Source organism: Lactobacillus hominis DSM 23910 = CRBIP 24.179 (assembly GCF_000296835.1).
Lineage (GTDB): Bacteria > Bacillota > Bacilli > Lactobacillales > Lactobacillaceae > Lactobacillus > Lactobacillus hominis.
Map to the genome: position 1 here is coordinate 25,932 of NZ_CAKE01000004.1, position 11,934 is coordinate 37,865.

Below are 11,934 nucleotides of genomic sequence, written 5' to 3' on the forward strand. Positions count from 1 at the left end.
ACATGTGAAAGATAAAAGCTAATAAGGAGTTTCAAAAATGACTGAAATTATTCAAGTTTGCACTTTAGCTATCAAATAATAATTATTTTTATTTTTCGGAGGTTTATTATGAAAAAAATTGCTATTTTAGGTGCTGCGGGACAAATTGCTGTATTAGCTGAAAAGATGCTATTAAATGATCAAGATAATGAATTGATTTTATTTTTGCGCCATCCAAATAAATTAGATCAAAGTAAAATAGATAACGAACGTGAAAAAATAGTAGTCGGAGATGCAAGTAATTATGATCAGGTGAAAAATGCGGTGGCGGGTGCCGATATCGTCTATGCTAATTTAGCTGGATCAAATATTGAAAGACAAGCTAAGACTGTAGTTAAAGCGATGGATGCAGAAAAAATAAAACGCTTAATTTGGATTTCATCATTAGGCATATATAATGAAGTTCCAGGTAAATTTGGTAAATGGAATAAAGACGTCCTTGGATCTTATTTAACGACATACCGCGCAGCAGCTGATGTAATTACAGCTAGTGATTTGGATTACACAATTATTAGGCCGGCTTGGTTAACAAATAAAGATGAAATAGATTATGAAGAAACTCTCGGCGCTAATACTGCATTTAAAGGAACAGAGGTTTCAAGAAAAAGCGTGGCTAAGCATGTTGTAGATCTAATTGAACATCCCGAAAAAGAAATTAAAGCTAATGTAGGTTTAAATAAGCCAAATACTGACGGTGATAAGCCTGCTTGGTATTAGAAGATAGAAATAAAGGAAGTACGCATATCTGTACTTCCTTTATTTTGCACTTTAATATTAATTTTTGGCTTTGATTCTGTTTTTGTACCATTTAATGCCAAAGCAAATGAACAATATAATCAATAAGCCAATAATGATTAATGTATAATCGTCAAAGATTTTAACAATAACTTGCCAATTTTTACCCATGTGAAAACCTAGGTAAATTAGCACGCTATTCCAAATTAACGAGCCTAAAGTAGTTAAAACCAGAAATTTTGCCCAACTAACGCGGGCAATTCCTGCTGGTATAGAAATTAAACTTCGCACAACGGGAATACAGCGTCCATAAAAAATAGCTCCTATGCCATGTTTGTCAAACCAATTAATAGCTTTTTGAGCATCATCTTTTTTAAAACCTAAAATCTTAAATAATTTAGTAGATAGTAATTTTTCTAAACGACTTAGAGTTAGATTTCGACTTAAGGCAAATAAGATAATTGCACCAAGTAACGAGCCTAGAGTTGAAAAGATAATTACACCAAGCAATTTTAAATTAGTAATGTGAACTAAGAATCCACCTAAAGTAAGAATTACTTCAGAAGGAATAGGAGGAAAAATATTTTCAACTGCAATTAATAATAAGATGGCAAAATAGCCAAATTGTTCAATAAATGAAGTTAACCATGTTGTCATATATTTGCTTACCTGAGCCTAATTCTATTGTCTTTTTAAAATTGCATCCATTTCGTCAAAGAATGCTTTTTTGTTGGTGCCAGTAACTAAAGTTAGTTCTTTACCATCATCTGCTTCATACATTTTTCCAGCACTAAGACCATGAGTGATAACTTTAGCCTTGACTTGTTTGCTGGCGACTAATTTTGGATCTAAACACGACATGGTAGTTAAAACATCCCACAAATATAGCTCAGCACCTGGGACAGAAACAATTAAGCTATAGCCCAGACCAACTAAGTCGATTGCAGGATATTTTCTCAAACTTGCCCAGTGTTGGCGAAGATCATCCGTTAAAGGAATTTCTTCAGTACTTTCTAAACCTACCATTTGAATCTTTAAATTTGATTCGAGAACTCGTTTGACAGCTTCAGGATCCCAGAAAGCATTCCATTCTTGGCTGCCATCAGCGTCAACAGCCATTACATTGCCATGACCATCTAAACTGCCACCCATCCAGTAAACTTTGTCGATTTTATCTTCAATAGTTGGATCTTCATCTAAAGCCTTAGCCAAATCAGTGATAGGGCCAGTCATTACTAGGTCAACTAAACCATCGGTATGCTTAATTTTATCAATCATGTCTAAATATGCTGGAAGTTTTGCTTCTGGTGTTTTGATTTCAGCATTTTCATTTAAAATAGGAAAGTAGTTAAATGAATAGGGTGCCATGCGCCATTTTTCTGGGAATTGGTGAATAGCTCTTGAATCTGAACGTGCTACTTCAAGCTTGTCGTTACGGAGGTTAAATTTATCGACCATTTTACGGCATGCTTCAATAGCAGGATCAATATAGCCATCGCCATCAATCGCACTAACTCCAATTAATTTGATATCAGGAGCTTGCAAGAGTAGCAGCAAAGAAACTAAATCGTCAATATTTCCGTCGTGATTAAAATAGATATTTTTCATTTTTATGCCTCAATTTAAATATAGTTAAATACATTCTATCTAAAAATACTAGTAGTCGTAAACTAAAACACAAGCTTTTATACTTACTATTTGTGTGCAACGTGTTAAACTATTAAATGCTAAAAATATGAAGGAGAATGAGAGATGGCAACGCAATACATTGAAAATAAATTAAAACTTTTACCATCACAGCCTGGCTGCTATCTTATGAAAGATATCAACGGCAATGTAATATACGTTGGTAAATCTAAAAACTTGAAAAATCGAGTTCGTTCATACTTTAAAAGCAAACAGGTTGGTCGTCGAGCAGAATTAGTCAAAGAAATTAGAGATTTCGATATTATTACTGTTTCTTCGGATAAAGAATCATTTTTGCTTGAAATTACTTTAATTAAAAAATATCAACCTTATTACAATGTTCAACTTAAGCAAGGTACAGGCTATCCATATATCGAAATAACTAATGAAAGAGATCCTCAGACTAAATTAACTTCGATTGTCAAAAAAGATGGTGGCTATTATTTTGGCCCGTATCCAAATGTATATGCTGCGCAAGCAACCTTGAAGTTTATTCAGAAAGTTTGGCCATTAAGACGCTGTCATGGAAAACAGGGCCGTCCGTGTCTTTATTATCATATGGGACAATGTTTAGGAGCTTGTTTTAAAGAAGTGCCAAAATCAGAATATAATGCTCAAATTAAAAAGATAAAGAGCTTTTTGAATGGTGATATTAGTGAAGCGAAAAGTGAATTGACTGCACAAATGCAAAAAGCCAGTGAAAACTTAGAATTTGAAAGGGCAGCTGAAGTTCGCGATGAGCTAAACTATATTGAACAAACCGTTGAAAAACAAAAGATCATTTCCAATGATAATACGCAAAGAGATATTTTTAATTTCTACGTTGATAAGTCATGGATTTCAATTCAAATATTCTTTTTGCGTCAAGCTAAACTTTTGCGTCGCGAAACCAGAATGTTTCCATTGACAGATGTAAGTGAACCAGAAGATGAATTTATTTCTTTTATTGCTCAATTTTACAATCAAAGAAATAGAGTTTTGCCTAAAGAAGTATTAGTTCCAAAGGGACTAGATAATGTGGCTTTGAGCGAAGTTTTAAAGACGCCAGTTCGTACGCCTCAAAGAGGTCAAAAACGGGCTTTATTAGACATGGCTCATGATAATGCTAAATTAAAGCTCGATGAAAAATTCCGTTTGTTAGAATTAGGCAATCGTAAGACTAAAGGCGCTCAGGCTGAAATTTTTAAAGCCTTAGGCTTAGATTATGGCCATCGCATTGAGAGTTTTGACCACTCGCATATTCAAGGAACTGACCCAGTTTCCGCATTAGTTGTATTTACTGACGGTGAACCAGATAAAAATGAATATCGAAAATTTAAGCTAAAAGGAGAAGTCGAGCATCAAAATGGTGGCGATGAAGTTAGAAATACGCGTGAAGTTGTGCGCAGACGCTATGGTCGTTTAAAAAGAGAAAAAAAGCGCATGCCTGATTTAATCTTAATGGATGGTGGTCAGATTCAAGTTGATGCCTGTTTAGATGTTTTAAGAAATGAATTAGACTTAAATATTCCTGTGGCCGGAATGGTTAAAGATGATCATCACCGCACGAATCACTTGCTTTATGGAGATCCAACAAAGGGACAAGAATTAAAATTAATTCCTATGAATCCAAAATCTCAAGGTTTTTATTTAATGACTCGTATTCAAGATGAGGTTCACCGCTTTGCTATTACTTTTCACCGAAAAACGCATGCTAAAAATGCACTTTCGAGTAAGTTAGATCATATTAAAGGAATTGGTCCAAAGAGTAGAAATAAATTATTAAGAGAATTTGGTTCAATGAAGAAAATTAAAGAAGCATCAATCGATGAATTAAGACAAGCTGGATTAACTTTGCCACAAGCGCAAACAGTAAAATTAAGTTTATAAAATCGCTATGTAGAGCATGGCTGATGTGTTATCATATAAAAGAATGTAGAAAATTTTATTAAAGGAGGGATAAGATGTTTGTCGATCAAACAAAAGTAGACGTTCAAGCTGGAAAAGGCGGCGATGGTGCAGTTGCTTTTCGTCATGAAAAATATGTACCGCTTGGTGGTCCTGCTGGAGGCGACGGTGGTCGCGGAGGTAGCATTTATCTTGTGGCTGACTCTGGGTTACGTACTTTAATGGATTTTCGTTTTAGAAGAAAATTTAAAGCTGATAATGGAGAAAATGGACGCATTAAATCCCAATACGGAAAGGGCGCTAAGGATGTTTATTTGAAAGTGCCAATGGGAACCAGTGTTTATGACTTTAATACTGGCGAATTGTTAGGTGACTTGGTAAAAAATGGTCAACAATTGATGGTTGCTCGTGGCGGACGTGGTGGCCGTGGCAATATTCACTTTGCTACAAGTACCCGCACAGCTCCTGAAATTGCTGAAAATGGAGAACCTGGAGAATATCGCACATTACGCTTAGAGCTAAAGGTTTTGGCTGATGTCGGATTAGTTGGTTTTCCTTCAGTAGGTAAGTCGACTTTACTATCAGTTGTTACTAAAGCTAAGCCAAAGATTGCAGCTTATGAATTTACTACTTTGACTCCCAATTTGGGGATGGTAGTTTTACCTGATGGACGTGATTTTTCAATGGCTGACTTACCAGGATTAATTAAAGGTGCTTCTGAAGGCGTCGGTTTAGGGATTCAGTTCCTACGCCACGTTGAAAGAACAAAAGTAATTTTGCATCTTGTTTCAATGGATCCTAATAATGGTCGGGATGCTTATGAAGATTACCAAACCATTAGAAAAGAACTTGCCGGCTATACAACTGATTTAACCGATAAGAAGGAATTGATTGTCGCTTCGCAGATGGATATTCCTGGCAGTGAAGAAAAATTGGCAAAATTCAAAGAGAAACTCGGTAAAGATGTGGTTGTTTATCCAATTTCAAGCGTTACTCACCAAGGAGTAGGTCCGCTAATGAATGCTGCTGCTGATTTAGTGGATGAAATTTCACGCGAGCAAGCTGAAAAAACAGCCGAAATCAAAGTGGATGAAAAAGAATATGTATATAGCAAGCCTCTTGATGACAAGTTTGAGATTGAAAGAACTGGTGAACACAGCTTTAACATTACTGGCGAAAAGCTTGAAAGAATCGTTCAAAGAACTAATCTTGACCACACAGATGGTATAATGCTGCTTGCTCGTAAGTTGAAGAGTATGGGCGTCGATGAAGCCTTGAGAAATAAAGGAGCTCAAAACGGAGATGAAGTCACAATTGTCGACTTTACCTTTGAATTCGTAGACTAAAAAAATTGAGGGAAGAATATTGAAGACTAAAAACCGCTTTATCACTGGATATGCAGGCTTACGTGCTTTAGCTGTTATTGGAGTCATTTTATATCACCTTGATCCTAACAGGTTTATGGGTGGATATTTAGGTGTACCAATTTTCCTAGTTTTATCTGGATACTTGGTGACAGATCATATGTTTCATTCATATGAGCAAAAAGGCAGTTACAACAATAAAGGATTTTATCTTCGTCGCATTAAGAAACTTTATCCGCAAATGATTACACTTTTGTGGGTATGTAGCGCCTATATTCTTTTATTTCAACAAAATTTACTCAATAAGTTAAATCAAATTGTCATTACTAACTTGCTCAATGTTTATAACTTTTGGCAAATTTTTAATGGACAATCTTATTTTGAACGTTTTGCTGCTAATGAATCTCCATTTGTTCACTTATGGACGATGTCAATTGAAGGTCAATTCTATATTCTTTGGCCTTTAGTTATTTTTTTGCTTGTAAAATTCGTTAAACATAAAAATGTTAGATTTTGGATTTTAACTTTCTTTACACTTTTATCTGCTATTGAAATGGCAGCCTTATTTAAGCCAGGCGTAGATACTAGTCGCATTTATTATGGTACTGATACGCGCTTTTTCTCACTTGGTTTGGGTGCAATGCTAGCAGCGGTGTGGCCAACTTGGAAATTACGTCAAGAAGTTAGACCGCAAGACAGTCGCTTGCTTGATATCGTTGGCGGCATTAGCTTAATTGCTATTTTATGGATGGCAATGAGTCCCCTGTTTAATCCAGTTCAAGGGTTTGTATATCGTGGCGGGATGTTCCTATTTTCTGTAGTAACAACGATTTTTGTTGCGATTATTGCTCATCCCGGAAGTCATTGGAACAAATGGCTGACTAATCCGATCTTTAAATGGATTGGTTCAAGAAGTTATGGTATTTATCTCTGGCAATTTCCAATAATGATCTTTTTTGAAGATAAAGTTAAAGATATGGCTGATCATGTGGTTTTATATCGCTTGATTGAAGTGGCTTTAATTTTAATTATCTCTGAACTTTCATTTCGTTATATTGAAAAGCCAATGGGTAAGATTACCTGGGTTAAAACTAAGGAATTCTTTGGGAAAGTTGCTAATTTACAAAATACTTATTTAATACAAAAAGCAGTTGCTGTTTTAACTGCAATTGTATTTGTATTAGGTAGTGCGGCAATTATTAAAGCACCTAGCGTTAAAGCAGAAAATGTTAATGATTCTCCTTTAGCGCGTCAAATTAAGAAAAACCGTAGTCAGCAGCTTAAAGACAATAAGCGCTTGATTAAGCAAGCGAAAAAGAGCAATAAAGGTAAAAAAGAAAGTAAAGCTGAAATTCTTAGACAGGCCAAAGTTTTGGCAAAAACGCATCCAGTTAATCAAGAATTTGAAAAATACGGTATCTCACAAGTTGATCTACAACTAGCTCAAAAGATAAAAGTTACTGCAATTGGAGATTCAGTTATGGCTGGTTCTAGCCAGAATTTGAAGCAATTAATGCCTAATATGATTGTTGATGCTGCAGTTTCTCGTCAATTAGCTCCAACAATTGCGCTTTTTGAACAATACAAGAGTCAAGGTGCATTGAATTCTAATGTCTTGGTAGGTTTAGGGACTAATGGCCCATTTACCATGAAGGATATTGACCATTTGATGAGCATCGTAGGAAACAAGCGTCGCATTTTTTGGATTAATATTCATGTTCCTTCAAAAGACTGGCAACGTCCTATGAATGCATTACTTCAAAAGGCTAGTCAAAAATATAAGAATTTAATTGTAATTGACTGGTATGATATGGCACATCAGCATAACAATTGGCTTTACACTGATCTTACGCATCCAAATCCAACTGGATCAAAATACTATTCTGCACAAATCGCAAAAATAATCGTTGAGAAAGGTCTTTATTAGATAGTTTTTCATGGAAATACAATTTTTAGGTACAGGCGCCGGACAGCCTTCAAAAGGGCGCAATGTTTCTTGTACAGCACTTAAACTTTTAGATGAATTAAATGAAATATGGCTATTTGATGTGGGTGAAGCAACCCAACACCAGATTTTAAGGACCAATATTCGACCACGCAAAATTACAAGAATATTCATTTCTCATAATCATGGAGACCACATCTTTGGGCTACCTGGATTATTATCATCTAGATCATTTCAAGGTGATGGGGGTCCCTTAACAATTTATGGACCTCCAGGAATCGAGCAATTTGTTCAAACATCTTTAAAAGTTTCTCGAACTAAGGTTTCTTATCCGATTAAATACGTTAATTTAACCGATGATGGACTGATATTTGAAAACAGTAGTTTTGCTGTTTTTACTGCAAAATTGGATCACAGAGTACCAAGCTATGGCTTTAGAGTTGTCGAAAAACCTAAACCTGGCGAACTTTTAATGGATAAGTTAGCTGAATATCATGTTCCTAATGGTCCATTATTGGGTCAGCTGAAAGCCGGAAAAACAGTAGTTTTAGATGATGGAACCACTTTAAATGGCAAAGACTTTTTAGGCGAGCCAAGACCAGGTAGAATTGTAACGATTATTTATGATACAAGACCAACTAAAAGTATTGGGCAATTGGCTCAAGATGCAGACGTTTTAGTTCACGAATCTACTTTTGATGGTGAAGATAGCAAGATGGCGCATCGCTATTTCCACTCTACTTGTATTGATGCAGCGAAAGTTGCTGCTAGTCATAATGTGGTTCAGCTTTATTTGAACCATATCTCAGCACGTTATACTGGCAAAGCAGGACAGCAACTTGAAAAACAAGCTAGAAAAGTTTTTAAAAATACTCGCCTAGCGAATGATTTAGATAGTTATGAAATTAAAATAAGGAAGCAAGATAATGAGTAATTCTTTGAGAGATAAAGTTGTAATAGTTACAGGAGCATCAAGTGGTATTGGTAAATCGATAGCTTTAGAAAGTGCTAGTCGTGGGGCCTGTGTTGTATTGCTTGCTCGAAGTCTAGATAAACTAAATGAAGTGGCTGAAGAAGCTAGAAAACTTTCTGGTAGTCAAGCTTTCGTAATTCCTACAGACATGAGCAAAGCGGACCAAATCGATGCCGCATTTAACGAAATAATTAAAAATGTGGATCATATTGACTATTTGGTAAATGCTGCTGGATTTGGAGTTTTCGATGAATTTCTCAAAATGAATCCGCAACTTGCTCCAAAAATGTTTCAAACTAATGTCTTAGGACTAATGTATTTTACGCGCTTAATTGCACGTATTATGATGGACCAAAAAGAAGGACAAATTATTAATTTTGGTTCTATTGCAGGTATTGTGCCTACAACTAAGACAGCAGTATATAGCGCAACTAAGGCTGCTGTAATTCAATTTTCAAATGTTTTGCGTCTAGAATTAAAACCATTCGACGTTAAAGTTATGACTGTAAATCCTGGTCCTGTTTACACTAATTTCTTTAATATTGCGGATAAAACTGGAAATTACGAAAAGAATGTTCAACGTTTTATGCTTGATCCTGATGATGTGGCATGGCAGGTAGTACATTTCTTTGGTTCAAATCGCCGAGAATTAAATTTACCAATTAGTCTCTCAGTTTTAGCTAAGCTATATCAAATTTTTCCTACCATTGGCGATTGGGCAAGTTTAAAATTTGCTAGTAGAAAGTAGGAATGATTAATGAAAAAAAACAGTAAGCAAAGTAAATTAGTTTTTGGGTTGGTAATAGTCTTAATTTTAGTAATTTTTGCATGCTTAAACATTGAGCCAGTAGCTATTAATTTTGGATTTTTCCAACCACAAATGCCGCTAATTATTATTTTAGTAATTATGATGCTTTTAGGTGCCTTAGTCTCACTTTTATTGGGAAATGGTGAGAAAGGCAAAAGCAAAGAAAATGCAAAAGCTTTAGCTGAACAAAAACAAAAGTTAGAAAAAGAATTTCAAAAAACTTTGGCTGATAAAAATCAGAAAATTTCTGAATTGGAAGCTAAAGTTGATCGTCTGCAAGAAGAAAAAAATCAAACTTCTGCTGATAAAAACAAGATTTAACTTGATTTATCAGTTAGTAGATTGTATTATTGAAATACGTGAGTATTTAGTGACTTAATTATTTAAGTCCGTAAAGTCTCAATTCTATAAAAAAGGAGATCTAACGAATGGCAGTTCCTGCAAGAAAAACTTCTAAGCAAAGAAAACGTTCACGTCGTGGTCACATTAAGTTGGCTACACCAGCAATGCACTATGATGCAACTACTGGTGAATACCGTTTAAGCCACCGTGTTTCACCAAAGGGCTTTTACAAAGGCCGTCAAGTTGTTGAAAAGACTCAACAACAAAACAATGATTAATTAAAGACACCGGTAGGTGTCTTTTTTTATTGAAAAAGGGAGAAAATAATGAAACTAGTTATTTTGCATTCAAGTGATACTCATGGCTTTTTAATGCCAACTGATTATCAAGACAAAAACAAGTATGAAGCTCCGTTTTCTTTAAGTAGGGTAAGTAGCTTGATTAAGAGTGAGAAAGAAAAATACGGGGCTGAAAACGTGCTTGTCACGGATTCTGGAGATTGTCTTCAAGGTTCTCCACTTGCTAGTTATTGTCATACTTTACCTGAAGAAAAAGGATTGCAAGCTTTCACCGATGCCTATAATGAAGTGGGTTATGATGCTCGAGTTTTAGGAAACCATGATTTTAATTATGGGCTCGATTATTTAAGTTATTATGTCGATAATAATAAGGCACCATTTATTAATGATAATGTTTTAGATGCTGAAACTAATACGCCATTTTTAGGTCAAGAATACAAAGTTATTGAAAAAGCTGGTATAAAAATTGGCGTCATGGGGATTACAACTCAATATATTTCTCATTGGGAACCTGAAGAACATATCAAAGGTTTGAAATTTGTTTCGGGTTATGAAGCTTTATCCAAGCTGGCTGAGAAATTACGTCCTCAAGTAGATGTATTAGTTGCTCTTTATCATGGCGGATTCGAATCTGATCCCGTCAGTGGGGAAGCTACAGAACCACATACTGGTGAAAACGAAGGATATAAGATCTTAACTCAAATTCCTGAAATAGATGCATTTTTAACAGGACACCAGCATCGTCGCTTAAACCTAGTTCAAAATAATACTGCGATCGTTCAACCTGGTTATCGTGGAGAAGCCGTAGCTAAAGTAATTATTGATTTTGATAAGATTAGTGATGGGAATGTCAAAATCAATGATATGACTACTGAGTTAGTTGATACAAAAGATTATGCTCCAGATCCAAAAATTGAAGCCATTGTAAAAGAATTAGATAAAAAGACGCAAAGCTGGTTAGACCAGCCAATTGCTCATATGTCTGCGCCAGCACCTATTGAAAATGCAATTGAGGGCCGAATTAAGGGGGCACCATTTGTTAATTTGATTCAGCAGATGCAGCTATGGTTTACCAATGCTGATATCTCAGCTACAGCAATTATGTCTGAAACTGCTAAAGGTTTTTCTAAGAATGTAACTATGAGAGAAGTGCTGCTCAATTATCCATATGCAAATCAATTATGTATCGTTGATATTAGCGGCAAAGACTTGAAAGAGATTATTGAATACGCCTGCGGATTTTTAGAAAAAGATAAAGACGACAATATCAAGTTTATTAATCGCTGGATTACACCTAAGCCAATGCTTTATCATTACGATATGTTTTATCCAGTTCAGTATGAAGCTGATTTATCAAAACCAGTAGGCCATAGATTGACCAAGTTGCAATTGCATGGCAAAGATATTGACGATGATAAAATGTACCGTTTAGCCGTTAATAATTATCGTGCTTTGGGTGGCGGTTTTTACCCAGGCTACAGCATGGATAAGATTGAAAAAACGTTTGATCAAGATTACGTGCAAATGTTTGGTGAATATCTAACGCAAAATGATGTCGTAGTTGATACCAAGCCTAACTTTAAATTTTATTAAACAAGAAAAAAGAGCTATTTCATTTGAAATAGCTCTTTTTAAGATCAAAACTAATAATTATAATTTATTTTCCGTAAACTGACTTATCTTTATGGCTTTTAGCTGTGATTGTAGGAATAATTGCTGCAAATAAAATACCAAAAACAACGCCGATAATTAAGGATTGTATAGGATCAAATTTCATTTGAGTTAATGAAGCTGCAATAAAACCAATAATCTCCATAAAGATTACTGACCAAATAGTAGTAACAATATAGCGCATA

General features: G+C 35.2%; 12 protein-coding genes. 9 read left to right on the forward strand and 3 right to left on the reverse strand.

Annotated features, from left to right (window positions below):
- The first annotated feature begins 108 nt into the window (after positions 1-108).
- Positions 109-756 carry an SDR family oxidoreductase gene (locus BN55_RS03210; RefSeq protein ID WP_008470320.1) on the forward strand — a complete coding sequence of 216 codons (648 nt, stop codon included), beginning with the start codon at positions 109-111 and terminating at the stop codon, positions 754-756.
- Between the two features lie 57 nt (positions 757-813).
- On the opposite strand, the gene BN55_RS03215 is transcribed toward BN55_RS03210, so the two are convergent.
- Positions 814-1,431, reverse strand: coding sequence for a DedA family protein (locus BN55_RS03215; RefSeq protein WP_008470321.1), 618 nt, complete (start codon positions 1,429-1,431; stop codon positions 814-816).
- Between the two features lie 24 nt (positions 1,432-1,455).
- Entirely contained in the window at positions 1,456-2,382 is a 927-nt protein-coding gene (locus BN55_RS03220; RefSeq protein ID WP_008470322.1) for a nucleoside hydrolase, read from the reverse strand.
- A 144-nt stretch (positions 2,383-2,526) separates the two neighbouring features.
- Here BN55_RS03220 and uvrC point away from each other — a divergent pair, with 144 nt between their 5' ends.
- The 8 genes from uvrC to BN55_RS03260 all read left to right on the forward strand — a co-directional run bounded on the left by uvrC (position 2,527) and on the right by BN55_RS03260 (position 11,671).
- Positions 2,527-4,329 carry an excinuclease ABC subunit UvrC gene (uvrC, locus tag BN55_RS03225; RefSeq protein ID WP_008470324.1) on the forward strand — a complete coding sequence of 601 codons (1,803 nt, stop codon included), beginning with the start codon at positions 2,527-2,529 and terminating at the stop codon, positions 4,327-4,329.
- A gap of 74 nt (positions 4,330-4,403) precedes the next feature.
- Positions 4,404-5,693, forward strand: a complete 1,290-nt coding sequence (obgE, locus tag BN55_RS03230) for a GTPase ObgE (protein WP_008470325.1) — start codon at positions 4,404-4,406, stop codon at positions 5,691-5,693.
- A gap of 19 nt (positions 5,694-5,712) precedes the next feature.
- Positions 5,713-7,638, forward strand: coding sequence for an acyltransferase family protein (locus BN55_RS03235; protein WP_008470326.1), 1,926 nt, complete (start codon positions 5,713-5,715; stop codon positions 7,636-7,638).
- 10 nt (positions 7,639-7,648) lie between these two features.
- Positions 7,649-8,590, forward strand: coding sequence for a ribonuclease Z (gene rnz, locus BN55_RS03240; RefSeq protein ID WP_008470327.1), 942 nt, complete (start codon positions 7,649-7,651; stop codon positions 8,588-8,590).
- The gene (locus BN55_RS03245; RefSeq protein WP_008470328.1) at positions 8,583-9,377 is read left to right on the forward strand and encodes an SDR family NAD(P)-dependent oxidoreductase; all 795 of its coding nucleotides are present in this window, start codon (positions 8,583-8,585) and stop codon (positions 9,375-9,377) included. Before rnz ends, BN55_RS03245 begins: the two co-directional genes overlap by 8 nt.
- Before the next feature lie 9 nt (positions 9,378-9,386).
- Positions 9,387-9,758, forward strand: a complete 372-nt coding sequence (locus BN55_RS03250; RefSeq protein WP_008470329.1) for a lipopolysaccharide assembly protein LapA domain-containing protein — start codon at positions 9,387-9,389, stop codon at positions 9,756-9,758.
- 107 nt (positions 9,759-9,865) lie between these two features.
- On the forward strand, positions 9,866-10,057 hold the full coding sequence (gene rpmF / locus BN55_RS03255; protein ID WP_008470331.1) for a 50S ribosomal protein L32: 192 nt from the start codon (positions 9,866-9,868) through the stop codon (positions 10,055-10,057).
- Between the two features lie 48 nt (positions 10,058-10,105).
- Complete coding sequence (locus BN55_RS03260) at positions 10,106-11,671, forward strand: bifunctional metallophosphatase/5'-nucleotidase (RefSeq protein ID WP_008470333.1); 1,566 nt, start codon at positions 10,106-10,108, stop codon at positions 11,669-11,671.
- A gap of 64 nt (positions 11,672-11,735) precedes the next feature.
- Here the strand turns inward: BN55_RS03260 and BN55_RS03265 are convergent, their stop codons facing one another.
- Positions 11,736-11,933: a YjzD family protein gene (locus tag BN55_RS03265; protein WP_008470335.1), complete on the reverse strand. Its 198-nt coding sequence runs from the start codon at positions 11,931-11,933 to the stop codon at positions 11,736-11,738.
- Between the last annotated feature and the right edge of the window lies 1 nt (position 11,934).

What these genes read in the sequence shown, in the direction of transcription:
- BN55_RS03210 (WP_008470320.1), top strand. Translation starts at nt 109, where the DNA reads ATGAAAAAAATTGCTATTTTAGGTGCTGCGGGACAAATTGCTGTATTA.
- BN55_RS03215 (WP_008470321.1), bottom strand. Translation starts at nt 1,431, where the DNA reads ATGACAACATGGTTAACTTCATTTATTGAACAATTTGGCTATTTTGCC.
- BN55_RS03220 (WP_008470322.1), bottom strand. Translation starts at nt 2,382, where the DNA reads ATGAAAAATATCTATTTTAATCACGACGGAAATATTGACGATTTAGTT.
- uvrC (WP_008470324.1), top strand. Translation starts at nt 2,527, where the DNA reads ATGGCAACGCAATACATTGAAAATAAATTAAAACTTTTACCATCACAG.
- obgE (WP_008470325.1), top strand. Translation starts at nt 4,404, where the DNA reads ATGTTTGTCGATCAAACAAAAGTAGACGTTCAAGCTGGAAAAGGCGGC.
- rnz (WP_008470327.1), top strand. Translation starts at nt 7,649, where the DNA reads ATGGAAATACAATTTTTAGGTACAGGCGCCGGACAGCCTTCAAAAGGG.
- BN55_RS03245 (WP_008470328.1), top strand. Translation starts at nt 8,583, where the DNA reads ATGAGTAATTCTTTGAGAGATAAAGTTGTAATAGTTACAGGAGCATCA.
- BN55_RS03250 (WP_008470329.1), top strand. Translation starts at nt 9,387, where the DNA reads ATGAAAAAAAACAGTAAGCAAAGTAAATTAGTTTTTGGGTTGGTAATA.
- rpmF (WP_008470331.1), top strand. Translation starts at nt 9,866, where the DNA reads ATGGCAGTTCCTGCAAGAAAAACTTCTAAGCAAAGAAAACGTTCACGT.
- BN55_RS03260 (WP_008470333.1), top strand. Translation starts at nt 10,106, where the DNA reads ATGAAACTAGTTATTTTGCATTCAAGTGATACTCATGGCTTTTTAATG.
- BN55_RS03265 (WP_008470335.1), bottom strand. Translation starts at nt 11,933, where the DNA reads ATGCGCTATATTGTTACTACTATTTGGTCAGTAATCTTTATGGAGATT.